Source organism: Rhodoferax sp. GW821-FHT02C08 (assembly GCF_059421805.1).
In genome coordinates, this window is sequence record NZ_JBWKVR010000016.1 from 54,917 (window position 1) to 81,737 (window position 26,821).

At 53.7% G+C, this 26,821-nt stretch carries 19 protein-coding genes; 4 read left to right on the forward strand and 15 right to left on the reverse strand.

Features of this window, described 5'->3' with window-relative positions; genetic code table 11:
* Positions 1-111 precede the first annotated feature (111 nt).
* Positions 112-2,088, forward strand: coding sequence for a transporter-like protein TlpB (gene tlpB / locus AC07VY_RS18480; protein ID WP_495098734.1), 1,977 nt, complete (start codon positions 112-114; stop codon positions 2,086-2,088).
* A gap of 49 nt (positions 2,089-2,137) precedes the next feature.
* Here the strand turns inward: tlpB and rsmI are convergent, their stop codons facing one another.
* Positions 2,138-3,052 carry a 16S rRNA (cytidine(1402)-2'-O)-methyltransferase gene (gene rsmI, locus AC07VY_RS18485; RefSeq protein ID WP_495098735.1) on the reverse strand — a complete coding sequence of 305 codons (915 nt, stop codon included), beginning with the start codon at positions 3,050-3,052 and terminating at the stop codon, positions 2,138-2,140.
* Here rsmI and AC07VY_RS18490 point away from each other — a divergent pair.
* A complete protein-coding gene (locus AC07VY_RS18490) occupies positions 3,052-3,453 on the forward strand; it encodes a YraN family protein (protein WP_495098736.1) in 402 nt (133 codons plus the stop codon). The genes rsmI and AC07VY_RS18490 overlap by 1 nt on opposite strands.
* Positions 3,454-3,848: 395 nt before the next feature.
* Here AC07VY_RS18490 and AC07VY_RS18495 read toward each other — a convergent pair whose 3' ends face one another.
* From AC07VY_RS18495 to AC07VY_RS18520, 6 genes are all read right to left on the reverse strand, one after another.
* Positions 3,849-4,850 carry a GSU2403 family nucleotidyltransferase fold protein gene (locus AC07VY_RS18495; protein ID WP_495098737.1) on the reverse strand — a complete coding sequence of 334 codons (1,002 nt, stop codon included), beginning with the start codon at positions 4,848-4,850 and terminating at the stop codon, positions 3,849-3,851.
* Between the two features lie 283 nt (positions 4,851-5,133).
* On the reverse strand, positions 5,134-6,414 hold the full coding sequence (locus AC07VY_RS18500) for a TniQ family protein (protein ID WP_495098738.1): 1,281 nt from the start codon (positions 6,412-6,414) through the stop codon (positions 5,134-5,136).
* Between the two features lie 10 nt (positions 6,415-6,424).
* Positions 6,425-7,669: an ATP-binding protein gene (locus tag AC07VY_RS18505; RefSeq protein WP_495098739.1), complete on the reverse strand. Its 1,245-nt coding sequence runs from the start codon at positions 7,667-7,669 to the stop codon at positions 6,425-6,427.
* Complete coding sequence (locus AC07VY_RS18510) at positions 7,666-9,867, reverse strand: TnsB C-terminal domain-containing protein (RefSeq protein ID WP_495111325.1); 2,202 nt, start codon at positions 9,865-9,867, stop codon at positions 7,666-7,668. Before AC07VY_RS18510 ends, AC07VY_RS18505 begins: the two co-directional genes overlap by 4 nt.
* A gap of 31 nt (positions 9,868-9,898) precedes the next feature.
* Positions 9,899-10,798 carry a PDDEXK family nuclease gene (locus AC07VY_RS18515; RefSeq protein WP_495098741.1) on the reverse strand — a complete coding sequence of 300 codons (900 nt, stop codon included), beginning with the start codon at positions 10,796-10,798 and terminating at the stop codon, positions 9,899-9,901.
* A 286-nt stretch (positions 10,799-11,084) separates the two neighbouring features.
* A complete protein-coding gene (locus AC07VY_RS18520) occupies positions 11,085-11,432 on the reverse strand; it encodes a hypothetical protein (protein ID WP_495098742.1) in 348 nt (115 codons plus the stop codon).
* A gap of 624 nt (positions 11,433-12,056) precedes the next feature.
* On the opposite strand from AC07VY_RS18520, the gene AC07VY_RS18525 reads away from it, so the two are divergent.
* Positions 12,057-12,584, forward strand: a complete 528-nt coding sequence (locus AC07VY_RS18525) for a winged helix DNA-binding protein (RefSeq protein ID WP_495098743.1) — start codon at positions 12,057-12,059, stop codon at positions 12,582-12,584.
* A 168-nt stretch (positions 12,585-12,752) separates the two neighbouring features.
* Here the strand turns inward: AC07VY_RS18525 and AC07VY_RS18530 are convergent, their stop codons facing one another.
* The 6 genes from AC07VY_RS18530 to AC07VY_RS18555 form a co-directional block, all read right to left on the reverse strand.
* Positions 12,753-13,589: an IS3 family transposase gene (locus AC07VY_RS18530; protein WP_495098744.1), complete on the reverse strand. Its 837-nt coding sequence runs from the start codon at positions 13,587-13,589 to the stop codon at positions 12,753-12,755.
* Between the two features lie 78 nt (positions 13,590-13,667).
* Positions 13,668-14,033, reverse strand: a complete 366-nt coding sequence (locus tag AC07VY_RS18535; protein ID WP_495098745.1) for an H-NS histone family protein — start codon at positions 14,031-14,033, stop codon at positions 13,668-13,670.
* 388 nt (positions 14,034-14,421) lie between these two features.
* On the reverse strand, positions 14,422-15,936 hold the full coding sequence (locus AC07VY_RS18540) for an SAVED domain-containing protein (RefSeq protein WP_495098746.1): 1,515 nt from the start codon (positions 15,934-15,936) through the stop codon (positions 14,422-14,424).
* 49 nt (positions 15,937-15,985) lie between these two features.
* Positions 15,986-16,918, reverse strand: coding sequence for an AAA family ATPase (locus AC07VY_RS18545; protein WP_495098747.1), 933 nt, complete (start codon positions 16,916-16,918; stop codon positions 15,986-15,988).
* 1 nt (position 16,919) lies between these two features.
* On the reverse strand, positions 16,920-17,432 hold the full coding sequence (locus AC07VY_RS18550; RefSeq protein ID WP_495098748.1) for an HORMA-1 domain-containing protein: 513 nt from the start codon (positions 17,430-17,432) through the stop codon (positions 16,920-16,922).
* Between the two features lie 5 nt (positions 17,433-17,437).
* Positions 17,438-18,403: a CBASS oligonucleotide cyclase gene (locus AC07VY_RS18555; RefSeq protein ID WP_495098749.1), complete on the reverse strand. Its 966-nt coding sequence runs from the start codon at positions 18,401-18,403 to the stop codon at positions 17,438-17,440.
* A gap of 110 nt (positions 18,404-18,513) precedes the next feature.
* Between AC07VY_RS18555 and AC07VY_RS18560 the strand changes: the two genes are divergently transcribed.
* Positions 18,514-19,428 carry a helix-turn-helix transcriptional regulator gene (locus AC07VY_RS18560; protein WP_495098750.1) on the forward strand — a complete coding sequence of 305 codons (915 nt, stop codon included), beginning with the start codon at positions 18,514-18,516 and terminating at the stop codon, positions 19,426-19,428.
* A 41-nt stretch (positions 19,429-19,469) separates the two neighbouring features.
* On the opposite strand, the gene AC07VY_RS18565 is transcribed toward AC07VY_RS18560, so the two are convergent.
* The gene (locus AC07VY_RS18565) at positions 19,470-20,567 is read right to left on the reverse strand and encodes a hypothetical protein (RefSeq protein WP_495098751.1); all 1,098 of its coding nucleotides are present in this window, start codon (positions 20,565-20,567) and stop codon (positions 19,470-19,472) included.
* Positions 20,564-26,032 (reverse strand): hypothetical protein, encoded by a 5,469-nt coding sequence (locus AC07VY_RS18570; protein WP_495098752.1) that lies wholly within the window; start codon positions 26,030-26,032, stop codon positions 20,564-20,566. Before AC07VY_RS18570 ends, AC07VY_RS18565 begins: the two co-directional genes overlap by 4 nt.
* Positions 26,033-26,821: the final 789 nt, after the last annotated feature.

The following is a 26,821-nucleotide window of genomic DNA, read 5'->3' on the forward strand; positions in this document are numbered from 1 at the left end:
TTCATCTAACGGCACGCTTATGATTCAAGCGACAGTTGTTGGCATTGCCCTGTTTGCGCGTCCCCTCTCGGCAGGTTTATGCCTGCAGCGACACCTCTTCCGAACGCACTATTGACACAATCTGACCTTCCCTTTTTGCTCGACACGCTGGACGCCAACGCTCCCTTGGCGCAGCGCCATCTGTGGCTGATTGGCTTGCTGGATTGGATACGCGGCGACGGCAGTTCTGCCGACGCATCGGTGCGCCGGATGCAGTTTTTCCTGGAGGCGCTGCAGACACGGCCGCAGCTGCAGGAGGGCCTGCGTGCCTGGTGGCTGGTATTGCTGCAGACCGTGGACAGCACCACCGTGTTGGCCGACTATGGCTTTTCGCATAGCTCGGCATTTTTGAGCGAACTGGCTGGCCGCCTGGGCCGCAAGATTCTGCCCGCTACCCCTGAAACTACCGATGCCGCGGAGTTGTTCAGCCTGGTGCTGAGCGACAAGGCCGATGCGGAGTGGTTGGCGGCGCTGGACAGTGGCAGCTTGCAGTGCCTGGCTGGGCTGCTGACGGCGCCCTCCCGCACGCCGTGCGTCACCCTGTGGCAAGACGCTTTGCTGCAGGCGATTGTTTTTTGCACCAGCCAGATCCGCGCCACGGGCTTTGCCTCTGAGCTGCGCCTGCGCATGAGTGACGGTGCGCGCCAGGCCCAGCCGTTTAGCGATCTGTCGGCTGATGTGGATGCATTCCGTCTGGCCTTTATCGCCACGCCACGTGAACCTCAGGAGCTGGAGGCTGCGGCGCAGCGCCTGCGTGAGCGCCTGGAACTGTGTCGCCAGGCCGCAGCCAGCGTGTATCCGCATTTGAACGAGCACGGCATTTCGATCAACTTGGTGTTCATGTTGCGCCAGCTGCGCGAGCGAGTCTTGCGGGTGCGCGACCTGATGGATGGCCTAGTGTCGCCCACACCCGAGGCCAGTGCTGCGCGCCTGGTATCCAAGCTGACTGAAGCCGGGCAGGAGCGGCGCAGCGTGCGCGCTCTGGTCCGTGTGAATGCCTCCATGCTGGCGGCCAAGGTGACCGAGCGCAGTGCCGAAACCGGTGCGCACTACATCACCCGCGACCATGCCGAATACCGTGGCATGCTGGCCAAGGCCGCCGGCGGCGGGGCCGCCACCTCATTGACCACCTTACTCAAGTTCGCAATCGGCGCCCTGGGCCTGACGGCGTTCTGGTCCGGCATGGCGTCCGGCCTGATGTATGCCGCCAGCTTTGTGCTGATCCAGCTGCTGCATTGGACGCTGGCTACCAAGCAGCCGGCCATGACGGCGCCGGCCATGGCGGCCAAGCTCAAGGATCTGAGCGGCGGCAGCGCCGTGGATGAGTTTGTGGACGAGGTAACCCACCTGGTGCGTTCGCAGGTGGCTGCCGTACTGGGCAATGTGGGCATGGTCGTACCCTGTGTCTGCCTGATCAGCTTTGGCATGCTGTGGCTGGGCGGCAAGCCCATGATCAGCAAGGCCGAGGCCGCGCATGTGTTCCAGACCCTGCACCTGCTCACGCCCAGCACCTTGCTGTTCGCGGCCTTTACCGGGGTACTGCTGTTCCTGGCCAGCCTGATTGCCGGCGCAACGGAAAACTGGTTTGTGCTGCACCGCCTGGATTCGGCCCTGCGCTACAACCCGCGCATCACCGCCGTGCTGGGCGTGGCGCGCGCCGACCGCTGGGCGCATTTCATGCGCGAGCATATTTCGGGCTTTGCGTCGAACATTTCGCTGGGCTTCATGCTGGGCCTGTTGCCGCCGGTGTTGGCTTTTGTGGGCCTGGGGCTGGAGGCGCGCCACGTCACTTTGTCGTCCGGGCAACTGGCGGCAGCGGCTTCGGCGTTTGGCGCCCATGTGTGGACTATGTCGGCGTTTTGGTGGTGCGTCGCGGCGATCCCGCTGATTGGCGCGCTGAACCTGACGGTGAGCTTCTTCTTGGCCCTGCAGCTGGCGCTGGGCGCCCATAGCGTCAGCGGCCTGGACCGCCTGCGCCTGCGTTCGGCTGTGTGGCAGCGGGTGCGCCAGCAGCCGCTGAGCTTTCTCTGGCCGCGCCGCAAGTCTTAAAGAAAATATGCCTCCAGCGCAGGTGCTACCTGCGCTGGAAGCTATTATTTTAGGAGTCTTCCTCGGGCTCAGGCTTCAACGCCAGGGCGGCGCTGTACAAGAGTTTGCGCGGCTGGCCGGTGATGTCGGTACACAGCTGCACCGCGGTTTTCAGCGGTAGCTCGGCCAGCAGCAGCTTGAGTATGCGCAAGTCTTGTTCTGGCGTCTCGGCGGGTGGGGCAGGGTGTACCACCACCACAAATTCTCCGCGTGTGCGCGATGCCTGGGCTGCCAGCCAGCCGGGCAGTTCCTGCGCCGGCACGGTGGCAATTTCCTCAAACTGCTTGGTGAGCTCGCGCGCCATGGTGATCGAGCGTGCGCCCAGGCATGCCAGGCTGCGGGCCAGCGCCTCGATGCGGTGGGGGGCTTCCAGCAGCACCACGGCGCGTGGTTCGGCCAGCAGGCCTTGGGCTGCGGTATCGCGTTCGGCCGCCTTGCTGGACAGAAAACCAATGAACACAAAACCCGTGTCCTGCACGATGCCAGCTGCGCTGAGCGCGGTGGTGATGCTGCTGGCGCCAGGCAGCGGTACCACCGGCAGGCCCACTGCCCGTGCCGCAGCGGCCACGCGGGCGCCGGGGTCGCTGATGGCGGGCGTGCCCGCGTCGCTCACATAGGCGATGCGCTCGCCCTGCTGCAGGCGCCGCACCACGTTCTGGGCGGCCTCGGATTCGTTGTGCTGATGCACTGCCAGCAGCTGCGACGATGGCTTGTCAATACCGTAGGCGCGCAGCAGAGACTGGGTGTGGCGTGTGTCCTCGCAGGCAATCGCATCCACCAGACCCAGCACATGCAGGGCGCGCAGGCTGATGTCACACAGATTGCCAATCGGCGTGGCCACGATATAGAGCGTGCCCGCCGGATAATGCTGCGAAGACGCGGCCTCGCGGGCGGCGTTCAAGGCGGAAGCAAAAGAAGCGCTCAATGGGTTTCCTCAAAAAATTAGCTCTGACACGCATGGGCACGGCGCCGACCACCAAGCAAGCCGGTGATGCGGCCGAAGACCAGGCGCTGGCGCATTTGCAGGCCCAGGGCCTGCGTCTGCTGGAGCGCAATTATCGGACGCCCGGCCGGGGCGGCGGTGAAATCGATCTGGTGATGCGCGCCCCGGACGGCACGCTGGTGTTTGTCGAGGTGCGCAAGCGCGCCAATGCGGCCTTTGGCGGTGCCGCAGCCAGTGTCAGCACTACCAAGCAAAAGCGCATTGTGCTGGCGGCGCGTCACTACCTGCTGGGCCTGGCCACGCCACCTCCGTGCCGCTTTGACGTGGTGGTGCTGGAGGCGCAGGGCCTGCAATGGCTGCGCGCCGCATTCGACGCTGCTTGAAACGCCGCTTACCCCGTGGCTACACCCTGGCTACATATGGTGTCCCTGACAATTGAACGTGAGTTAGTCGTCGTTAAGAATCAAAGAGTTACGGTGATGAATATTGTTCAATTGCAATGATTGAGGTGCAATTTGACAAATCAAATTCAATTATTTCTGCTGATTTGGAGAAGTACGTACGCTGAAAATCACCCACCTCTACGAAAATCCGCATACGCAGTCGCTAGTGACTATTACGGCGGCGCTGCTTAACGCCCGATTTCTCATAGTAGATCTCAATTGGTGGGTACTTCGTGCGCTGCCGGAATTGGCGCTAGATGCGCCTGGTAGAAGTCCTAGCGCTGTTTGTATGTCCTCAACGCACCCCAGCAGGCTTTCAACTCACCAGCTGTATTTCATCCAGGCGCAGGATGTTCATGCGATTGCTCGTCTTCGGTAAGCTTTCTGGAGTCCTTCGAGCTCAATGAAGGCATATAGGTAGCCACCAGTTCTTCGACTAACTGTGCTTGCAGCAAGTCCTTGCCGGCTTTGCGAGGGTCTCTATCGGGAAAAGCGGCAAGCTGTCGTTTGATATGTGCAAAACTGACGGGGTCAACAGCGGTCATCATCGCCATTTCGCCGCTCGTGGCCACCACCATCTGGCTGAACCGGGCCGCGCCAAGAAGCCGATCACCGGTCGGAGCTTGAACTGCCCAAACATCGTCTTCGTCATCACTCAAGCGAAACGGATGCGGGTCACCATCCTTGGCTACGCGTCGGATGACATCGATCTCAAAACCGGTCGAGTTGATGACTGTTTCCTTTCTATCCTCAACTCTCTCGAATGTCCTATCCGCCTTCTTGAGAATTCCCAGGAACGACGCCTGCGCTTCCTTCATCTTTGACACGAAAGCCAAATGCTTACGTGTGTCCAGGAGGAGATCAATATCTCGGGTAGCCATGGCCTGTGGCATGAACCGAACGCCGCAAGCACTTTCATAGGCATAAAGAGAATGCGTGCCGACCACCGTGAAATGTTCGCTTAGCCCTGCAGCTTCGATGGCGTTGAGAACATCGACGACCAGCGTCGGAACGCGTCCGACTCGCAATGCCCTGTTGAGCCTTTTTTGCTCGTCGTAGGTCTGCCTGAGGGATGCCAGCCGTTCTGCGACATCAGCTTTGCGAGACGAAAAGCTGTCAAAAATCTTAACGGTCTCTTCGGTTTCAGGACCGAGGGATTTTTGGGCGCCCTTGGTCGACGTGCGGATGAGGTATTTCTTGCCGCCCATCTCACGCCAGATCATCCCGCCTCGGGTCTGCTGCGCTGCTTTCTGCACTCGCAGCAACTCCCGGTAGACGGTCTCGGCATCTATGTACTGCCGGTTCTGGCTTTCACTGTTTTCAAGAAAATTGGTCATTTTTCAATGTGAATCTGGATTTCTCCAACTTACATTGAAATATCATAAAAATCAATAGCTTAGTCTTCTAGATTGTCCGATCACGTCGATCTTGTACCCAAGATGCGATCATGACTCGACACATTTAGCATCAAGCCGTCTTTGGACTTTTACAGGTACAGTTTTCTCAGTTAGTGAAAATTTTTAGCTTTACTCTCAATCCGTAGAAGTTCTACCACTTGGCCCAGTGCCATGACGAAAGCTGGGGAGAAGAGGTTGCCTGAGGAACCGTACCTTAGTGACCTTAAACAAATAGCGGTCGTTGTACCCAGCGGCCAGAATCGACGTGTGGAAGCTGGGCCGTTAGCCACTCAAAATCGTGAAGTTCAAGCCAGCGAACATATTTCGAACCATGGCGAAACAGCTCTTTTCTTCCCCAGGAAGGATTGGCCGCCAACTTGGAACGAACCCAAGATCGTCTCTCGTGCAAATTGGATGCGTCTATCAAGGTTTTACGTGCATTTTTCACTTCTGGATTTGATCTTAACGCGTGGTTTAGCGAGGTTACGCTAAATCCGGTAGTTAAACTAATTCTGCTTAAACTAATTCCCTCGTTGAGAGCGGCCCATACCTGAACTGGAAGTAGTTCCTCTGCCGCATATTCCCGGCACAAATACGGCAGTTCAAATTTGGCTTGAAAGGGTGGTTGATTTTTAAGTTGTAACTTAATTTCATCCCAGCACGCAGTAGCCGCAATATAGGTTGCCCAGCGCAGCATTAGTTGGCTATTTTCAGATGGAAGAGGAAATTTCTGGATTGCGCGGAACTGGCTTCCTATAAAAGGAAGTCCTTTGGATCGGTACCAACGATTAATATAATGCGCAGTAAAGTGACTTGGGCTTGGAATTTCACCGGTATTAGCCAGATGATTGGCCAGTGCAATCCTCAGACTTGATGGTGTGGCATTTTCATATTGATTAAAACCCCATAGCACCTGAGCCAGGTGTTGAAGCCAGTGAATTTTTTTATCATTTTTACCCTCTTCTATTGTTGGGTGGTCATTAATCAACTCATCTACCCTAATCCAGCGCTTATCCTTTGATTTTGGTGAAAAGGATGTTGATTTGAGTTCAATCCCATGACGCGGACACACAACTACCCCAGAAAACTGATGCTCTAGTCTCCAAGCGCCTCGGCCTATTTTTTCCCGATCTTCGACTACGCAATGTACGCAATACCTTAGAGATAGATCCGTTTCTTTCGGTAAACGAGGGCGTTTGTCTGAATTGGGTGATTTGTAGAGATCGTTAATTGTCTTCGTTGGGTTGAATCGCCTGTACAACCCGATAACGGTTCTATTGTTTAAAATATCTTCGGAGTTGCCCGCGCGATTTTCCGTAAAGTTGCAAAAGTGATTTAAATTGGCTGGGCTAAGATGACGCCCGACGGCTGAATGATCGCCAAAAAATAAATGTGAACTTTCACGATGGCTTAGGTGACCCAGTAAGTGATGCAACGAGCTGCAAATGGAGTAAATTGTCTCAGATGCTCCGATTGGTGGAAAAAAATTGGTTTTACTGATCATTTAAAATGACCTATGCGTCATCGTCTAGCGACTTCTTTTTGACACTGCGGCTTAATTTTTTATCTGTATCTGGATCCCAGTAATCTGGATTTTTTGCCCGACCTTTACGCAGATTTTCTATAGGGTCCGTAAGCATGGAAAAGCTTTCCTGCATTACTACTTTGAATAAATTGACTGAAAGCGGCTGCCTTGATAAGAGTGCTTCCTCAATAACTGCCACATAAAGACTGGTTATTACGCCAGGAATGCCTGCGGTCAATTGGAATATGGTTTTTCTAAAATCCTCATTGACAGCCACCCAAGGAGTAGAAAGTTGAAAGGAGAATAAATAATTAATCAAACTTTCAAAAAAAGGATCTTCGTAGTTGGTCGGAGTCTTTATAACGATATGCGGTCGCCTATTTGCTCTTCTGCTACTTTCAAAGCTCGTTTTAAGGACCTCGACTGCAGCAGGTGTTCCACTAAGAAGTAGCGAGCAACCAATCGTATTCGCCAATCCTATTAACATTGACATGGACAAAAGTCTGGCCTTTCTATCACCCTCTCCCCAGCGCTGAATATCGTCGACGTGGAGTAGACCGACGCAATGAGTGCGCAGAGCTCTTGCTAAATGAACTTTCATAGTTTCTGCGGAACTACTTTCCATTTGGTTGAAGTAAGACTGCTTTCCTCTGAGTTGCAAAACTTTGTCGAGCGCACGAGCAATATTATTCAAAAATCCTTTTGGACTGCCGTTCAGTGGAGCATCAACACTTAGCCAAACTACTTGAAGTAACGTAAGCGGCCTATTTTTGTATTCTGAGTGCTTGGTTAGTTGCGGGAAAAATTTGAGTATTGATCTTATGAGTGTGGATTTTCCAACTCCACTCCAACCGAGAATTGTCATTGCATCGCTTTGCAAATCTAGCGTTTCTTTTTCTGAAAATAAATCTGAATCTATGGAATTGATGTCACCAATAAATTGGCTCGTCATCGGATTCGATTTGGAGTATGCATTGTGGATCATGCTATAAATCCTCCTCATCAAAATAGGGGTCTCCAGTCGTGGTAGATTTATTTCCAGAAGAGTTGATGCCTCGTAAAAACTATTTGGATCATTCGTCCGTGCAATAGAGAAATCACCCTTGGGTGCAATAAGAAGTTCCTCAAATAAGGCTTTGTCATTGGGTAGTTCTGGGAGTGCTTCACTCAGAGGATTCCCCTTGCAAAAGCTAGGTACAGTCGATGCAGAGTATTGGGCCGGTCGTGCAATCATGATTTATTTTTATTGGATATTTTTCTTAGTGCTGCCATGAAATCATTGCTGGCGAAAGATGAAGCCGACCAATTTGCTAAGACATCTTCTTCATGCGTTTTGCTGTCGTCAGCAGGTTTAGCTGTGAATTTTTGACCATTTATCTCGTTGTTTCGATTTTGGCGAATACTTTTTGTCTTTTCTGATTTTGATATTGGTAATTCTTTGTTGGCGATAGCCGTCTTGGACCTTGCACTTGCGATGAGACTATTCATTTCATGCGTTATTGAAGTCTGAAGCCCCTCGTTCTGCATTTTGTGAATTGAATGTTTTGTTTGTTCGACGACGAAGTATTCCTCCAGATCAAAAATACTACCCGCACAAGGCATCTCAAGCAGAGTTGACTCGCGGAGTTGGCTTTCTCCTTTAAGATGAATATAAGATTGTTTGGAGTGGACGGGGTTTCTATAGAGATGAACCGGGCTACTCAAAAGTCCGGCAACTCTTAACTGAGGGTCATTCATCCACGGTGCGCCCCATCTGTTGTTATCAATATGGATGCCTTCAGAACCTATTTCACAAATACTTCCAGGTAATAGTTTTGTTACGAGTTCGTCGTTAGTGAAGTATGCCGGCGAGCCGTGTAGATTTTCTAACCCCCAATTAAAGTAACCACTGGGCCCTGGCTCCGTAGCAGTTTCGTCTTTTAACATTGATGGTAAAAGTTTCTGTGTTGAACGTCCTAACGCATTCCATTGAAGAACGGAAAGAAGAATAATTCGGGTGAATTCCTCCATCGTCAAAATTGCATCCAACCGCACATCCGGTTGTCCTCGTTCTCGAACTCGTCCCCGCGTGCTGCCTGGAATCCAATGGATGGAAAAGTTATTAATAGTCTTAAAAATTCGTTCTACTGCAGCTTTCCACTGAGGTGTATAAGCTGAAGGCATTCCCATCGCACAGTTTAATGCGCTTGCTGCTTCTCTTCCTATTGAAGACAGTAATTCCGCCCTGTCAGGCAAGAATTCATATGGTATTGGTGCACGTGGGAAAAAATGAGAGTAAGCATTCAGACTATATTTGGTGAGCAACTCCGTTTTATTACTCAAAGCAGAGAAAAGAGCCATTTTTGCTTCAACTCCGCTAGGGGCTCGGAGTGAGATGTGAATTCCCAAAACAACCGATGTGAGAGCATCGACCACAAAATATAATAATGGTCGGCCAATAATTCGTGTTCTATCCCAAGAGCAGACTAGGTAAACATCGGCCAACGTACTGTCAATCAGTATCGAATGGCCAGGGCAAGGGATATGAGATCTTGAACTTCCCGTGTAGACACGGAAGCCTCTTCTTGTTATCTCGATCAGTTTTTTTGTAGAAAATGTGTAAGCGAGAGCTTTGTGGATCTTCTCGGAGTTGTAAACAAACTGACTTCTAGTTATGAATTGATCTTCGGGCAACGTCTCCGGCACAACCTTTCCGTTGGCTAGTTTATGCACTTGCTTTACATTGAATATTGCCTTGAAGTTTTCATAGTTCCACTGAAGACTATTGTCATGTTTATAGCCGCCACTATTTATATATGCAGTTAAATTTTTGTGGTCATCTTCGTTAAAATTTCTTCCATTGCGTTCGGGGTTGCTGCCATTGCGCACATGCTTATATTGTCTTCCTAGCTTTTTCTCTACTTTGCGTGGTGTTTTCCTTTCAGCGGTTTTCCGGCGATCTATTACCGCAGTATCGATGTCATAGGCAGCATCCAAGAGACGAAAAAATAATCGCTTTGCATGTTGATTTGCGAATTCTTTCGCTGCTGCCAGTTGAAATATTGGTTTATAAGAACGCTCTACAATAACCTCATGCAAAAGGTCAGGATTGCACAGTGCTGTAAGGAAATCGCGTGTTTTATCTAACTTCGCAATTGCCTTTTCCCTTTCTTTTTCTTTTCTCTTTTTCGGTAGTTGCGGCACTACGAGGTTTTGCTGGCGCTCAATTTTCACCGCAAACTTCTGGTTAAGAAGATTTTCTAGATCCTTGCAGGCTATTGAATTTATTGCGCGATGTCTTGGAGCGGTCGCTGTTGGAGAGTTACCGTCCTTGGTTTGTTTTTGCCTTTTTAAAAAAACCACCTTTCGAACGGGATCCAAGTAGATATAAATATAAATTCCGCGGGGTAGTCGATCGCTTAGATTGATCAGATAAATATCCCCAATTGTCATGGGTAATTGGGGAGGGTCTTGATTATGAATATTAGGCACGATATGGCTCAATTTTTGAGAAAAATCTAGATAGCCGTGTATTTATATTCTTCTCATTTAAAACCGCAAATTTCCATGGTTCATTCAATGGGTGGAGATTGCCGGACTCTTCGTTCAGTGTCACAGTCACTTGACCGCTGAATATGGCAGCTTTAAATTGATTAACTGCATCCCCAACAAAATCTGAACCTCGCCATTCTTTTAGTTGATCTTTTAGGGGCCGGTATGTGTTGCAGTCACTTAGGAAGACTAGGAATTCCTTATCCGCTCCTGTTGGGTAGCTTCGTCTGCTCGTATATGACCATATGAGTAGATCGATTAGTTGATAGTCCAAATGGCGCTCTGTTAGAACATATAAATGTCTGTTGCGTTCTTTCCAATATGCCGCTTGTAGCCGGAGTAGTTCAAGGCCTCGGCCATCTTTGGGTACCAAATCGTGAGGACGGACATAGATTGCGCATTGCTCGTTCCTAGGGGACTCAATGATCAAATCCGTGGTGAGAATTCGTGGAACTTCGTCGTTCACTTTTGGATGCTTAATTTCGAGCAATTCGGCAATCGACAGCGTTCCTCTTCCTTTCATTTGTTGCACTAGAAAACTCATATCATCATCTGCTGCCGAGAGTGGGAATTGCTCACATGTTACTTTTGCACCCAAATGCAGAAGTAACAGCCAAATAAATGTCTCTAGCCAAGATAAAAAGTGATGCTCTCTTTCCGATACTGGATCGTTCATTATTTGAGAGCGCCCATGTGAAGAGAATTCGTTTCGACCGATTTTTATGTAGGCGGAGTAGTCCTTGCCCGGCAGTCGGCCCCTCACTTGTTTTTTCGCACGTTTTTGAAAGGCTTCTTCCTTGCTTATTTTCTTTCGAGGTTTTATTGAAAACACTTATTAACTCCACAGATTGCGCCCCAAGATTGGGCTTGATTGCGTGGTCGTATGAGAAATAGCTCCGCCTAGCCGCCATCCACGTGTCGCATCGTGGCAACGTGTTTATGGCAACTTGGAGAGCGGTTTGGGCAACTAAATACAGCGGCAGCGCTGATTCAACTCACGCGGCTTGACGCGTAAGAGACGGCTGCCTAAGATGATGCTGTCCCCCCTAGGGATACAGCACTCCAAGGCTCTGACGTGGGCTGTCACCCGCGTCAGAGCCTGCTGTTTTAACTGCCACTCATCGTGACCACTCCTTTTTTCTTGGGCTGACGCGTTCTTCGTCCGCCTGTAATAATCCTGATCGTTCATCGGCTTGCACCAGATATTGCGCAACCCGCTGTGCAAGTGCAAAGCGGCCCTTGCGATTCGACATTTTTAAGAACTCCATCTTTAGTTGTCCCCGCTCCACGGCCCGGTCAAATGCGTCCCCACTCGGGAAACGAAGGGTCTCTACGATCGCCTTTCTATCTAGGACAGGTCCGTATCGCTGCATCAGAAACGTGCAAATGCGCTCTTCCAACAAAACGGTGGGCTGGTGTGGGTTCGCCACAGAAATTGGGGCGTGCGGATGAGAGCCTTCATGCATTCTGAAATGATGGCTCCAGCGGGCGTTCGCTGCAACGCCCTTCTTACGGGCCTTCTTGCGTGCAACGCCCTCTTTGTTAGGGAAATTCCGATGCCGTAGTCTTGCGCGCAGACAGTTCTAATCCCTTTGTTATTTTGTTTCGCATAGTTGGGTATCGGCGGAAGTCTTTATTCCGAGGGTGATTCCCATGGTTTGAAATATCTAGGGACACAATTGCGCTTTCCGCCATTCGATGGCCAATTAATTGGAGCTAGAAATATCCTTTGAGCAGCGCGATTACTCAAAGAATAGATGTGCCGTTGCAAAAGGACTGAGGCTGATGTGGGAGAGCATCGATGACCGTGAAATAGGCTGTTCCGAAAGCGCTTGGACGAGGTGTTTTTCCGTGTGTGTGGGTGCTCTCGAATGCCGATGGATCGTTCTGATGTTCTCCACTTGTAGTTCATAAAGTGAAGTACTTCTATTGGATTGGCGCAAGCGCGAGAATTTTCTATTCCATCGAAATGCGTGATACAGACTACAAAGAAGCTCCTGTTTGAGTCCCGGCTAGCGTCTAGAATTTTTATTTTTGATGTGGCGGCGTTGCCACACATTAGGCAACCTGGCCCAACCAAACGGATTCCTATGGCAACGGTACATCAGCCTCGTCTTGAGGATTTGAAGCTCCTTGGTCGCATAGCTGACACTCTGCTCGCCCATGCTTATGCGATGTCAAACTTGAGCTCGATCGAGGCGAGCATATGCTTGTTTATTTGTAATGCAGGCGTGAACGCGCGCGTATCTCCAGCGCTTATCGGAGACAGTCTTGGTATTCGTAAAACTGTTCTCGCCAATCACTTAAAGGGGCTTTGTTCCAAGAGGCTGATTTCACTTACGGAATGTAAGCCGGAGGAGGACAAGCGTCGACGCTTCTATGCGCTGACGGCGGCTGGTAAAAAATCGATTGAATGCTTTACAGAGCAGGCGCAGGCGGCCGATGAAGTTGTTTGCCACATGTACTCAAGAAAGGATGAGATACATCTGCTTGGTTTATCCCGCCGGTTTAAGCTTGCTGCAGCGAGCGGAAATTTATATAGCTTGGAGCATTTACGAGATGCGTTTAATCGAGGAGATGTTCCGATTACACGAAACGCAAGCGGGTGGAGAGCATAACTTGGACCGGGGGATGGAGTTCTTGGACTACCAGGAGATCTAATAGTCACCTTCCTGCCTACGGGCAGTACAAACGCCGCAAGATTACAGAGATGAACAGCGTGACCGTTGTAGGAGTGTGGCTTGTCCACTAGACAAGCGGGGGTGCGGCGTAAAACTTGGACTGGTTTATGCCGTTATTCCGAGGCTCGCCCGGTATTCGATGGGACTGAGTGAGCCGAGGGAGATCTTGATGCGCTTTTCGTTATACCAGCGGATGTAAGAGTCAACGATCTGGATGAATTGGTCAATCGTGATGTCCTGCAAGTTTCGAGGATAGAACATCTCTGTTTTCAACCGCCCGAAGAAGTCCTCACAGGCTGCGTTATCCGGTGAACATCCTTTACGCGACATCGAACGAATCAGCTTTGCGTTGCGCACCCGTGAGAGCCACCCAGGCCAACGATAGTGAGCTTCACGATCAGAGTGAATGACAGGTCTGCTTTTGCTGCTGGCTACCGTCTCAATGGCAGCATCCAACATCGTATGCCCTCGGACATAACCTGATCCCTTGTAATCACTGAGTTCAGCGTGTTCGGCCTGGGGCAGGCGCGCATCCGCAAAGAATCGGTTGGTACGCTCTTGCTCGCGGGCCTGCAGCGGAAGTTGACGGTTCAAGCGCTCTGCAACAAAGGCGGGCGTTCGCGCGCTGCCGTTGTGCAGCACCGTGAACCCCTCGTAGCACAGCTCGCGCTGCTGGGGAATGCCTGGGGCCATGGGCGCGATCCCATTTGCGAAGAACTGCGGGCAGGCGGTAAACCGAGAAGATGTTGTTGCGCCACGGCTCTGCTCGGTACGTGGTCCGGACGCTGTCGGCTGCAAACCGCAGCTGGTGGTCTGAAACGCAACGATCGCTGCAGTGACCAGCGCGACACCAAAGCGACGTACCGTCGCAGAGGGGAGATTCTGGTTGTGGCGAGAACTGGAATGGGCGCTACGACGCTTACGAGACTTCTTCTGGATCATGCGGCGCCGAGTTTACCGGGCAGTGGCCACATCTAGGTGTGGCCAGTTCAGTCTCACAGCGTGGGTAATTCAGAACGGTTATGGTTTGACCGACAGGTCTTCCGCCGTCTTGCCAGCTTCCAGGGCGGCCTTGAACCAGCCAGGTCGCTTGCCGTGGCCGGTCCAGCTGTTGCCTGCTTCATCTTTGTATTTGATGACGGACTCGGTCTTCTGCTTGGTCTTGTTGGCGGCCACCTTTGCGACCGAACCCGCAGCACCCGCGCGCTTGCCTTTTGCTTGCGCCCGTGTTTTGGTTTCAAACAGATCGGCCGGTGTCAGTCCATAGAAGTCAATCGCACCGCGGATACGTTCGATAACACCACCGACTTCTTTCACCTTGATGGCTGCTGCTTCTTTTTGTAGTTTGTCAATTTGACGCTGGATGCTGCTGAAGGTTTTGGCCATGGAGGTTTCTGAAGTAGTGAGAGAAGGAATGCAGAATTGGTTTTTGCCCAATTTGGAGGATATCCGCATTTGATTTTAGTGACATACGATCCGTGATGGTTTAAGCACTGCGGCAGTCGAGCACGAGAGAGGATCGCATTGCGACGCCAATATTGACAGCGTGCCTAATCAGGCAGACATTGTTCATCCCGAATTCAGACAACGGATGCGCCACGCCCAATATTGTGGCCAAGATCGTTGCTTCCGGCCTTCAAACTGGCCCTGTCTCTAAACCCTAAAGTCGGGGTCCAGAAACGGGCTACGGCACTTTGTAAGAAACTTGGGACTGGTTGACCAGCTTATTGTGCAATAAGGTGACCGAAACAGATGCATTCGGCCGCTCATACCATCAGACAGGCAGCGTCAAAGATGGCCGATAGCCGCCACCATTTGCGCCTTCGAAGTCGTACTCGTACAGCGTGGTCTTGCCGAGGCCGGGCTGCCGTTGCCCCAGGAAGAACGTGAAGGCATTGGGTGCCGCAACGAAGAGATGCAGCGGTGGCCTGTTGACCTGCCGCTGTTGGTTGATCTGCAGTGCCAATGCCTCTGCCAGATCGAATGCGTGTTGACCGCAAACGACGGACTTGGCGCCAGCGCCGCACGTTGGGCGGGCTATCAATAACGAACTCACCTGGGACATTGAAGCAGCGATGTGCGCCTTCACAGCAGGGACCACGTCGTGGGTCAGGCACACGGCGACAGCCATGTCTCCGTCGAGTTTGGTCAGCGGTTCCAGATCGAACCGCCACCCCGGCCAGGATGGATCGCGCGGCATGTCGCTTGAGTGCCAGACATTTCGATGAATGGTTCTTTGCTCTATCTCGACGTTGCGTCCGGACTTGATGTTCAGCACAGATCCGGCGGCGAATGCCAACGTGATATGTGTATCAAGAATCAGTCGCAGATGTTGATTTCCGGTGGCGGCGGTTTGCAGAAAGCTCTTGAGCTTGGGGTAAAGCGTGGTTGCCCAGTCAGCCTGATCGCGGATGGCGCGTTCGTCGAAGTGCGGGATCAGATCAAGCACCACGGTGCAACGGTCTTCAAGTCGATCAAACGGATGCTCGAACGATTTCACGCCGAACACCACATGTGCTCGACCATCGCCGTCCAGCAGGCCCTCACGTTTGCAGGCCTCCCGAAACGTTTGCCGGTTGAAGTCCAGCCGGCCCTGAGCAAGCCACTGAAACGCAACGTCGTCGTATACGAAGCTGCTCTCACTGACGGGCACGCGGCGTAGGCCGCGGTTCTCGAACAACAGGTCCAGGTTGTCCCGATGGTCCTCCAGTGAGGTGGAGTCCGTGTCCAGCGACAACGTCCGCGCCAGCAGCATGAGTTCCTGATCGTCGATGTCCAGATGCTCGCGCCAGAGCTTTCTGACCTTGCCGGCTGCGGACCTGTCGGTCGATCCGTCAAACAAGTCCTTCAAGCGCAGCGTCTTCGACTTCTGGTTGATGTAGCCGCGCAGGGGGTCGGCCTGCGCGATTCGCCAGTTGGTTAGCAGCTTGAACCGAGCACCGATCCCGTCGCGCGCATGCGCCACTTGTGCAGCACGGGCGCGCTGCAGCAGCGAGAACTTGTTGGCGTTGATCCACTCCGGCTCGACCAAGTCAGCGTGACCGAAGTCGTTCACCGAGACGTGCCACTTGCACTGAATGTGCTCCCGCATGATCGGCCGGCCCTCATGATCGTGAGGTGCGCGGTCGGAAGCGTAGGCCACCCAGACATCGTCAAAGCCTTTCGGCCCTGACTCGAATCCCACCTGCATCACTGGACTCTTTGGGTCCAGCAGGCATGCGGCTTTGCGCCAGAAGATTCTGGCCTGGAACGAATCCCCGTCTCTGCGGACGGCAACGGCTTGGGTCATGGTAATCCTTCGTCAGTTCAGCTGGTCAGCCCGTGCCTTAGCCATGAGTTCACGTGTCGCGAAACGGCGGCGTTGGCAGAATCGATCGTGCCAATTCAATGGCGCGTGATGGCTTGATCGGGCCATCCGGGTAGGCGTCCAGCACGATGGCCGGTAGCAGCCGTTGAGTGATGTCCGAATACGTGAACCCGTAAGGGCGCTTGGGTTGCTCACCCGTTGCCGTCACGAGCGCCTGCAGATCGGCCTTGCCGAATCCGGCACTTCCCAGTCGGTGCAAGAGCACTTCGTGTCGTTGCTCGGAGCTGGGGCGCTCGAACACCAAAATGTCCGCGGCCCGGCGACGTACCGCTGGATCCAGGGCGTTCAATCGATTGGTGCACATCAGCACCACTGCAGGAAGGCCTCCATTCGCAAATCGATCGATGCCTCGGATGAAGGCGTTGACGCCCGCTCTGTCCTCATGGTGCATCTGGTCCGACTCGCGGGACTGCGCCAGCGCATCGGCTTCGTCGACCAGCAGGATTACACCGCCGCGCGCGACGCCCTTGGCCGACTTGAACTTGCTGGCTTCATTGAACGCATGTTCGAACGCGGCAGAGACTAGCTGTGTCATCTCGCCCACGCGACCCTGCCCGCGCGAAGACAGGCTCAACGGCAACAGCGTGATGTCGATGTTCTCCTGCCGCGCGACCTTGTCGCCGATTGTCTCCGCCAGTTCCGTTTTGCCCGAGCCCACATCGCCGGAGAGAACCACCAGCGGCGGGCGTCGAATCACGGCATCGAGCAATCCTCCGGCATCCGCATGGTGTCTGTCTTTCCATTTCCGAAGCCCAGCCGGGTTGATCAGGACACCCAGAACGTTCGCCAGCCGCTTGATCTTGTCGTCCATACCCACCAGCCGCGCGAGGCGGCCTTGGGCATCGGGGTCAGGCAACGTCGTCGGGCGCTCGAACAGGCCTTGGAGATTGGATTGTTGACTCATATCAATAGCTCCTCACGCTGGAGCGGCCCAGCGAGCGGCCGCCAGAAGAATAGGTTTTGTCGTCGGCAAAGTAGCCGTTAACTTGCGGTTCCGCCTGGCCCGTTCGCTGCAAAGGCAGTTGTCCTTCAACGGCGGCGCGCTGATTGGACGTCAACGCCCACCAGGCACTGCTGTAGGTCAAGTAGCTGTGAAAAGTCGCACCGCTGATATCGATGCCTGGGCGGACGCGCCCCGGGTCGTCGTCCGTGTCGCCATTCGCCAGTTCGTTCGCCGTGTAACGCAGCGTGGGTTCGATCCAACTGCCATCACGTTTGAAGCCATACGTGACGGTCCCGAGATAGCCCTGACGGAGTAGTTCGGTGGCCTCGCCCTCAAACTGAACGATGCGTTCGTCGGAGACATTCCCGTACAAGCGCTGCAAACGCTTGAGGTCTGCGGCCACTTTGGCTGCGAGGTGCCGTGCGTGCGTCAACGTGAAGGTCTTGGTTTCGGTCGCGGTGAAGCTGTAGCTCATGATGTTCAACCTTGGAAAGAGGGGCCGAAGACTTTTTTCCAGTAGTACACCGTCAACTCCTTGTTCGGTGCTGCCAAGGCGGAATCGATGGCATCGCCTGCATCTAAGGCCGCTTCCACGATGTCATCGGCGTTTTCGGCTGTGTACAGTCGCGCCACGTTGTTGCTCGCATTGATCGGGTCTATGATCTGGACAGGGTCGTCGAGCTTGGCAACGCTCGATGCCTTGTAGTGGTCCTCGAAAACGATGCGCTCGCGGAGGTTGGATTTCGCCACGTAGGTGAAGAACGATTGCAGTGCTTCGGGGTAGTCCGAGAAGTCCACGCCGTCGTCGCACAACTTGGCCAGGATCATCTCGATCATGAAGGACTTGAAACGGAAGCCGTCGCGCTCTTGCTTCATGCGCCGAGCCCAGAACTTCACAAGGCGTATGACTTGTGCGAAGTGATTCGGCTGGACCTGTTTGCGCTTCTTGGCGAATTCAAGATGCAGCGGGATGCTCGTCTCCAGGAAGGAGCCGTCATCCTGGCTGATCAGGTCGCCGCGCCAGTCAGGCAAGCCGGCGTACAGGATGGGCACCACGTCGACATCAAGTCCCGAGCCACGAAAGGAGACCGTCACCGAGTAGGTCTGGGGTTTCACTTGGTCAGGCGAGAAGTTTGGGAAGGCCTTGCGCAGTCGCTCCGTCAGGTACTGCAATAGCGCCTGGAGGTCTTGAGGCGCATCGGAGCCGCTGATGTATACGGCCATATCGATGTCGTTGAGGCTGCGCAGGGCGGTACCCTTTGCCAGGCTGCCGGAGAGCTGTATCCGTTTGAGAGAGAAGTCGGGGCTCTCCTTCAGGTAGACCTCGAGCTTCTCCCGAAGGCGTCTGGCTTGCGCCCGGTATTCGTCGGCGTCGGTTTTGGGAAGATTAACCTTTTCGTCGGCGAAGAGCGCGAGCTCGCGGTGGCCAACATGCATACGGGACATTGGTACTCCTTTACTTTGGGGCTCAGCACTGAACTGGTGATATTTAATTCAGATGAGTAAACAAAGTATACGCATATAAACTATACGCGTCAAGTTACTATACTGATGCCATGAAAATTTCACTTCCCAGTCAGATGCCCACGTTATTGCCCGAGTTGGCAGAGTCTGAAAAGACGCCGCGATGGAGCCAGGAACGGCGGCTTCGGTTTATTGACTTCAGACTGCAGTGGCAGGGGCGGATAAACCGTACAGACATCAAGACGTTTTTTGGCATATCGGTTCCGCAAGCGTCTGCTGACATCGCGCTGTATAGCGAACAGGCGCCTGACAACCTTGAATATGACCGCAGCTCAAAGACGTACCTAGCTAGCAAGTCGTTTCAGGCTGTGTTCAAAAGCTCAGGGGCCGAGCAGTACCTCGCACAGCTCCTAGCGGTGAACAGGGGCATCCTGGATTCGGACCAGGCATTGATGGGAACGCGTCCTCCCATAGAGTCCGTGCAAGTACCCGGCCGCACTATTGACCGCAAGATCTTGGCGGGACTGTTGCATGCAATCGAACAATCCCAGATGGTTCGGGTGCGCTTTCAGTCAATCTCTCGCGATGAACCTCAGTGGCGCGATATCAGTCCGCACGCGCTGGGGACTGATGGACTGCGATGGCATGTCAGAGCCTATTGCCACCTACGAAACGGCTTTCGTGACCTGGTCTTGGGGCGGATTCTGGAGCTTGGCGACCCCAGGCCGTCGAAGGTGCAAGTGGATGAGGACAAGGAATGGCACCACATGGTCGACATCGTGCTGGTGCCCAACCAAGACCTGACGCCAGAACAACGTCGGGGTGTCGAGGCAGATTATGGAATGACAGGGGGGAGGGTTATCTTAACGTGCCGTAGAGCGATGTTGTTCTACACTCTTCGGACGCTCAACTTTGATTACGACGGGAGCCCGCGAAAAGGGGCACGCCAGCTGGTCATCGAGAACCTTGAGCAGCTCAAGCCGCTGCCTAAGCCAGGACAGGTCTGAACAGGCCGCAAGCTGATGGCGGCGACTAATGTGACGAGCAACTAGCTGTTCGATCCGAACAAGTCGGTGTCGAGTAGCCAAGCCGGGTCTACTACCTCGACATGAGCAAGCTTGTTCCTCACCCGTCTCAGGTGGTTCACCCTACGCATCAGATCACCGTCTCTGCATCTGGCTTGAAGCAGTTGATGCGTGAGCTGACCGATTTCAAGGCCCTCGACTTTATCGACCCGCTCACCATCAACTGTAATGGGGAAGTGCAAATGCCTTGCCGCTCGAGCTGCCAACTCGCGGCGGCGTTGCTCGACCAGCGGCAGGCCAACGGATGCCTGTGCGTTCCAAATCCTGAGGTCGACCTCACGGCTGCCCTCGTTCATCGAAAGCCAGAGCGAGTGGGGCATCCGTTGCCCCTCAAAGGTGTCTTCTGTACCGTGACACCAGGAACACTCGCCACCCTTGGCCCAATTGCGCCCACTGGCAATGTCCATCAGAAGGTCATAGGGCCTGCAGAGCGTTTTGATGGGTAGGGAGATGAGCATTACAGCGAGCTCAACATCCCAAAGGCTCAGCCTTGCGACTATGCGCCTTGAAATGTCGCGTTCGGCGTCAGGGCGATCAATATTTGCCAGTTGAGCGCGAATGAATATCTGCGTGTCAAGCTCGCTCACTATTCCAGACCAAGCGTACAGAGTTATAGCCGGTGCGTGCAACCTGGCCTTTTCTTTGTCTACACCCATAAGTACGCAAAGTAGCAGGGGGGGCTGCTCGTTCGTTCCGGCGCGTAGTTCTCGTTCGTATTCTTGCAAGAAGCGCTGCCACTGCGGCCAGTCAGAGGCGCAGATGTTCTCGACCACTACCACGGTCGATTTCAACTGCTTTACGAAGTTGGCGGCTGACTGCCGCTCACTTACCTCTAGCTTGATGCCTAGCTCTCGGAACAAAAAGTCAAGTGGGTGCTCGCCCTCGTTCCAAGCCAGAGGAACTCGGTACCAAGCTTGACTGGCTAATCGAGCGCAAATCGTTTCGCCAAAGCCCTTTGGATGGTGAGATGGAAACATCACCACCCCAGCTCGGTATGCGCGTAGTCCCTCCTCTATCTCCGAGAGGAAGCTCGAAGGTCCATAAAGGTCCCAAAAGTTCATTTGGGCGCAGCGATTTGACGTTCGACTTGCTTGGCTACGAATGCATCGAGTTTGCAGAGCCCTTCAGCATCGCACGTCACGAGACCAAGCAACTTGGCCCACGCTAAGGATTGACGCACAAGTTCGGGGTCAAGAGAGGTGAGGATGCTCAGATCTTCTGCGCTCTCAGGAGCCTCCAGAGCGACCATCTCTCTGAGCAGCGCCATCGGCTCTTCGATGTCAAGACCAAAGTCTCGAGCAATAGCCTGAATTTTCCCCGACGACTGACGGTCTTTGAGCGCGTCTAGCCGAGTTTTTAGGGTTGCGCCCCTTACCGCTCCTAGCTCCTGCAGCAACATGGGCCAGTAGCCGATTTGCTGTTCGATCAATTTTCGGTCTTCGGGCTTGGAGGAGAGTTCTAGATCGGTTAGCCACTGTCGAACAAAACCGTCACGCCATTGACGCAGTTCAGTGCGGTCGAGTTGTTCAAACAACTCGCCTGACTTCACCAGTTGCCAACTCTTGCTAGGGTCGGCAATGAACAATACGTGCAGGGTTCTGTCCTTAGACACCAGCCTGGCCGTTGACTTCTGGGCGAGGAGAACCATCTCGGTGTCCCATTGGCTGTCATGTGGAACAATCAACAACGTTCTGCCCGATTGCCGATTCCCACTGACTTCCTCGAACTTAAGCTGAAACTCCTTGCGAGAGTCGAAATGGGTGGCTATGTAGACTTGCTCACAGTCCTTGTCATCTTTGAGAAATGTAACGATGTGGTCGATCCCCAGCGCGCGACTACCAAAGATGACACTCACGCCGCTGTGTTGCTGTGCATACGAGCGCCGTTGTCGGAACGTCAGCGGATGGCGTGAGGGGCCAGCGTCATCGGCCAAACGAGCCCTGAATGTGTCATGCTCGAACTCAACGGGCATTTCCCGTTCTCGAATCAGAACGTCAGACACGTCCTCAGAGTTTCCTAGAAGAAGCAGGATGTTGGGGTTGCGAAGTGAGTAGTTTCCAGCGTCACTTCTCCGAAGCACACCTAGTCCGACCATCTCTTCAAGAAGGACGCGGAACGCCACATCGCTGGTGTCGTTGAATCCCACATGCCACCATTCGCGGGCCTTGTGAGAAATGCTCCAAACTGGCAGGCCTTCCGCAACAGAAGTCTGACCGGCCAAGGCTTCATACGCTAACGTGTAGGTGATGACCTCATAACGTGTGTCCAGTTGAAGCGTCAGCTGAAACTTCGCCCGAATCTCTTCACGAAGGCTCGGTTTGCGATAGACCGTATCCACGTCGCTTGCTCGGATCTCGTAGCGTGGCCCCAGCATCTGGAACTCTACCCGTACGGCTTCGAGCATGTGCCTGAGCAGATGGTGGCAGTAGAGCTGAATTAGGCTGGGGTAGTAGTTCGTCTGAGCAAGGATTCTTGTGATTAGGCTGCGATTGGTAAAGTGGAAGCCAGCTGCCTCAAACGGTCCGCGAATCAAGTCTTCAGCATCACGCCACTCCTGCGCGGCGAGCAGCGGTCCAACTTTGATTGGCTGACCAAGGTGGGCCAGTGGGTGGTTTGCTTGCTCGGTTGTACGCAGCACGTTATGCAACCCGGCGAAGACGACCTTGAATCTCCACTGCGATGCAGTCATCAACTCCTTGAGTCGACGCGTCTCCATGAAGTCGTGCTTTCCGTCATCTTCAAAGAAGCTGTCGGCTTCGTCCAGTAGCAAAAGGATTCGCGTATCCGGATTCGTTTCGAGCATGCCTTTCATGGTCTCCTGGAAGCGCTCAACTCGCCCTTTTAGGCCGTTTGGCTCTGGGACGTCTGAAGGCAAGAGCTTCAGCTTGATAAAGGTGCGCCAAAGCACTGGCCAGATTTCTGCACTCTTTCGGTTGCTGCCGATGCCCTCAGCACGCAAGTCGATCCACTTGGCATGGCGTCCTCGCGCTGGAGCGTGAAAGTCCCTCTCCGCTTTTCTGAGTAGCGCAGTCTTGCCAAGCTGTCGGCCGCCGTAAATGAAGCACCTGCCATTCTGATCTTGAACCGCTTGCAACTCCTCCAATCGGCCGAAGAACATTTCAGTCGGGACAACACCCGAAGTCGGTTCGTAAGGTTGTGAAAACGCGAACGGGAGTGATGCGGAGAAAAGCGTAGCGGCAGGGGGCGTGGTCATGCTCAGAAGGAACAGGAACATCGTTTCATCGACAATGATGAAGGAGCGTTGCTGTGCTTTGGCCTGCCGGCTGGCTTCCTGCCGCTTCTTGTTCGTCAGTCGACCGAAGTAGAGCATGATGGTCGCTTCCGAGAGGCTGGTATCACCTACGAGCTTCACGACATCCTCTTCAACAGCTCGCTGCCACACGCACAGAATTCGATAAGTACCTTTGGCCTTCGACCCGAAATGAGGGATGGGGCAGATGGAACGGTCTTCTACTGCGACGGTCTTGACTTTGTGCTCATGACGACCGTTGACTATCCTATTCTCAATCTCCGTCACAGAGAAGCCGAGTGCGGCAATAACCATTCGCAGTCGATCACGATCAACCTTTTGATGTCTGCGGGTCAAATACCAAGCACCAAGCGCCGCAGATACCTCCTTCAGTCGCTCAGGATGAAGGCGCGAGAAGTCCAAGGACGCGATAGCCCCTCCTTTCTCGACTGCATTGAGAACATTTGGGGCTTCCACTCCTTCAAGTGCCAGGTCGACTTGAGCAGCCACACTCGGGAAGAATTGAGTGAAGATGTCCTGAGTGGATTGCGGTGAGGCGTAGATGGTCTCGCCGGCTTCAAGTCGTTGCAGATACTCGTTTGCGGTCAGCATGTCTCCAGACGCGATGGCCGCTCGAATCTCCGCGACGACTTGCTCACTCATTCCAACTTCACGCAACTTCTCAAACCGTAGCGTCGCCTCTTGGACCTTGCCTGCTCTTCTGACCCGCATGTCATCAAAGATGCAGTGCAGTCGGCCAAACGCCGGTCGAAAGTCTCGGATGGCGTCAGCTTCCAGTTGGGCCTGAACCTCCACAATAACACCCTCATGGACCGCTCGATCGGCTTCCGAGATCAGGCCCAAAGCCAAACCGGTGTCGATTTGTTCGCCCGCCGATTCCAGGTTTCGTTGAAGCTGCTCTCGATGAGTTCGAATCTCCTCGTTGAGCATCTGCCGAAGATCATCTCCTCCGATGAAACTCTCACCAGAATCCTCCATGGTGTCCAGGATTCTCTGAGCGCTCAAGAGGTCATTCATCTCCACGCGCCGGTGGAATGCTGTGCTCGCATCTACGGATTCAGTAATCGCATCGCTAAGCGATTGTTCAAGGTGCGCAAGGTCTGTAGCAAGATTCCATTGATCATCGATGTCAACCTGCGGTGTCATTGCCAACGGTTGACCTAGCACTTTGGAGGGATTGGGCTCCTCGTTTGGAAGTGGGACTTCCGCATCAAGCAATTCGTTGACAGACTTGAGAGTTCTGATGATCTGTTGGCGGGCCGCTGCCACCAATCCAAAGCTGTCTTCAATTGCCTCAATCGTAAGGGAGTCGAGCGATGCGGCAATCAAGGGAGCCGTCTTCGAACGAAGGTCGTCTATCAGCTGATGCAGAACACCTGACTTGCGGGGACGCTGCTCTTCGAGTGTTACCCAGCGGCGTGCAAGTTGAAGCGCTTCACCGACTCTACCTGCGATTTTCGAGAGCGCTCGCGAGTGGATCTCCTCACCGCGCCTACCGATAGTTCTTCGGTCCGTTTCATGAATTAGGCGCTCCAGCTCGTTGGTCGTGGAGACTGATGCAATCACATGAGAGACGTCAGTCAGTCGGTCAGATAGACCTTGCGAAACAGGCGTCAAGAGGTTGGAGATGAGCCCTCCCGACTTCATCCAATGCAGCCAAACGTTCGAAGCGGCTTGAAACGCCATCTTCATGGAGGGCGCGCGCTCCAGCCAAACACGGGTCTCCTCGCGTACGGCATCCATCTGACGCTGCCATTCAGCGTCCTCACGCGGTGTCTTGAAGGTGGCCGCGTCAACATGGAAACCCTGTGCGCGTTGAGCGAACTCGTCGCACTCCTGACGTATGCAGTGTAGGTTGGGGTCGTTCTGGTGCAAAAGACCCGCGACACCGGAGGCACCTGTATTGGGGCATAACAAAATTGGGCGGAGCACGCTTGCAAACAGCAGCAAGTTCATCGCTTTTGTCCAAGCAACTGGCGTGTCAGGCCTCTCGTTAAACCAAGATTCTTCGAATCCCTGGAACAGGGTCTCAAGCCGCTGCGCAATGTCTCCGTCGGGCAACATGACGTGCTCGGAGAGCGCCAGAGCCGCCAAGAGAGCAGGTGGGACCACCGGGACGGCATTTTCTGACTTTTCGATGGCGTAAGCCATCCAGTAGGCCAGCCCTGGCTGCTCGCGGCGCAGCGCAATCCATACGGGTCGGCACCGCTCTCCCGCGTGGACCGAATAGTCGGGCTCGCTCGGGGTCACAAAGTCAGATGGCTGACCAGGTGTGGGCCTGTCTTTGGGAGGAGCCTCCACAGAAATCGAGAGTGAAATCTCCTTGCTGTTGACTTCAGCGGTCTGTCGAGGTGATTCGTGGCCCGGTACCTGAGTGAGTTCGGTAGAAACTACAGCCGCCTTTTCAGTCTTGGTCGGTATAGCTATAGCAGTTGCTACGTGAGGGGATTCCTGGCCTTGTTGCGTTGCCGAGGGGGAGGGCTGTGTCTGCACCATCTTGGCCACGACATCATCGGTCTCTGGGTCTCGGGTTGGCGACTCGGTGGCACATGCGGTTGTACCTTCTTGCGTACTGTCCTCCAGAGTGTCGGCATCACGGCGTGGGCAGAGTGACTGGATCAGTTCATTCTCTGCGGAGAATGAAGCGCTTCGCGCCTCAGTAAGCGCGCCCGCACACTGACTCCTCTTCGCACCCAGAGAGAGTCTTGCGGTGGTTCCTGTCGCCTTTCGAAGTTCCTCTGTGGCGTGCTCAAGGGAATGTTCCAGTCGAGCCACCTCGGAGAAGCTTCGTCCGCACTGCGTAAGTGCCACCTGGCTTTGCACCGAAGCTCTCTCTATGTCTGATTGAACCGCGTCTCTATCAGACTTAGTCGAACAAGCTTCAAGTGTTGTTCGCCACGCTCTTTGCACGGCGTCAAAGACGCCATGGTTGAGTATTTCAAACTTCGACTTCCCGTCCGACTCGGGTCCTTGCTCCACCGCCTTTCGAGCAATTTCCAAGAGATCTTTCAACAAAGACTCAAGGTGCGAGCTTGACGCAATCTGCGGGGCCAACTCATTTAGCTGAGCCGCAATCTTGACGAGTTGTGCAGAGCCCTCCGTGTTCGGCTCTGCTTCCAAGGCCCGAACCACCGCCGATGCCTCCAGAAGCAACTGCTCCCATTGCTGCGACTCACTCACATCATCCTCAAGTTGCCGACCAACATTGCTTACCACCACTGCCGGATCCGCTTCTATCGTTTGGACTTCTTTCATCTTTCTAGAAGACGCGAGGCCAGGTGAGTGGGGGACTGATTTTTCGGATTTGGTTTCAGGCATGACTTCTGTGAGACTAAGTGGTACCAAATATTGACCAAGGGCAGGACAAAGCTCAAGCGCGTGCCTCATCAGGTGGTCCCCACCGCAAGCAGAACTGATCGCGAAAACCACCTCGGACAAATGTTCTTGGTCTGAGGGGGAAAGGCTGTCCCAGTTACTAAGTTGCTCTTTTATCTTGAACCAGAGTCCAAGTATCGATGTGTTTGGATTGGGAATGGAAGCCTTGAGCTTGGTCCGTATACCGCTCTCTAGTTGGTCCCAATTCGGAATGGCTGCAAGTTGTTCAGCACTGAACCCCTGAGTGAACGATGATTTTCCGTACAACATTAATACGGCAAGATCTGGAGCCATTAGCAGATAGTTGTAGCCTGGCTTGCGAGTAGCCTCGCTGAGACATCTCAGTGCCCGCCAAAATCCCCAGAACCGCTGATTGGGATCTGCCCACACTGCAAATACCCCTGCGTCACTCTCTGAGAATGAGCCCTCTGTTGGAAGCGATTTGGGTTTGTGTGTGGAAACGATTCGCTTCTTTTCCACTCTATTCAGACCTATTGGCTTCATTAAGGAAAAGATTCGGTGAGCACCTTTTTCCTTTTTCAGGAGCGAGGCAGGAAGTCCCCACACTGGCCTATTTACAAACTGCTTCGGTGCACCGTCCTGTGCTCTCGTCATCGGCCGCCTCTACATTTATTGCTGTTAGTCCGTCGCACATTGTGACATGTGGAC

What these genes read in the sequence shown, in the direction of transcription:
- AC07VY_RS18490 (WP_495098736.1), top strand. Translation starts at nt 3,052, where the DNA reads ATGGGTTTCCTCAAAAAATTAGCTCTGACACGCATGGGCACGGCGCCG.
- AC07VY_RS18495 (WP_495098737.1), bottom strand. Translation starts at nt 4,850, where the DNA reads ATGACCAATTTTCTTGAAAACAGTGAAAGCCAGAACCGGCAGTACATA.
- AC07VY_RS18500 (WP_495098738.1), bottom strand. Translation starts at nt 6,414, where the DNA reads ATGATCAGTAAAACCAATTTTTTTCCACCAATCGGAGCATCTGAGACA.
- AC07VY_RS18505 (WP_495098739.1), bottom strand. Translation starts at nt 7,669, where the DNA reads ATGATTGCACGACCGGCCCAATACTCTGCATCGACTGTACCTAGCTTT.
- AC07VY_RS18510 (WP_495111325.1), bottom strand. Translation starts at nt 9,867, where the DNA reads ATGACAATTGGGGATATTTATCTGATCAATCTAAGCGATCGACTACCC.
- AC07VY_RS18520 (WP_495098742.1), bottom strand. Translation starts at nt 11,432, where the DNA reads ATGCATGAAGGCTCTCATCCGCACGCCCCAATTTCTGTGGCGAACCCA.
- AC07VY_RS18525 (WP_495098743.1), top strand. Translation starts at nt 12,057, where the DNA reads ATGGCAACGGTACATCAGCCTCGTCTTGAGGATTTGAAGCTCCTTGGT.
- AC07VY_RS18530 (WP_495098744.1), bottom strand. Translation starts at nt 13,589, where the DNA reads ATGATCCAGAAGAAGTCTCGTAAGCGTCGTAGCGCCCATTCCAGTTCT.
- AC07VY_RS18535 (WP_495098745.1), bottom strand. Translation starts at nt 14,033, where the DNA reads ATGGCCAAAACCTTCAGCAGCATCCAGCGTCAAATTGACAAACTACAA.
- AC07VY_RS18540 (WP_495098746.1), bottom strand. Translation starts at nt 15,936, where the DNA reads ATGACCCAAGCCGTTGCCGTCCGCAGAGACGGGGATTCGTTCCAGGCC.
- AC07VY_RS18545 (WP_495098747.1), bottom strand. Translation starts at nt 16,918, where the DNA reads ATGAGTCAACAATCCAATCTCCAAGGCCTGTTCGAGCGCCCGACGACG.
- AC07VY_RS18550 (WP_495098748.1), bottom strand. Translation starts at nt 17,432, where the DNA reads ATGAGCTACAGCTTCACCGCGACCGAAACCAAGACCTTCACGTTGACG.
- AC07VY_RS18555 (WP_495098749.1), bottom strand. Translation starts at nt 18,403, where the DNA reads ATGTCCCGTATGCATGTTGGCCACCGCGAGCTCGCGCTCTTCGCCGAC.
- AC07VY_RS18560 (WP_495098750.1), top strand. Translation starts at nt 18,514, where the DNA reads ATGAAAATTTCACTTCCCAGTCAGATGCCCACGTTATTGCCCGAGTTG.
- AC07VY_RS18565 (WP_495098751.1), bottom strand. Translation starts at nt 20,567, where the DNA reads ATGAACTTTTGGGACCTTTATGGACCTTCGAGCTTCCTCTCGGAGATA.
- AC07VY_RS18570 (WP_495098752.1), bottom strand. Translation starts at nt 26,032, where the DNA reads ATGAAAGAAGTCCAAACGATAGAAGCGGATCCGGCAGTGGTGGTAAGC.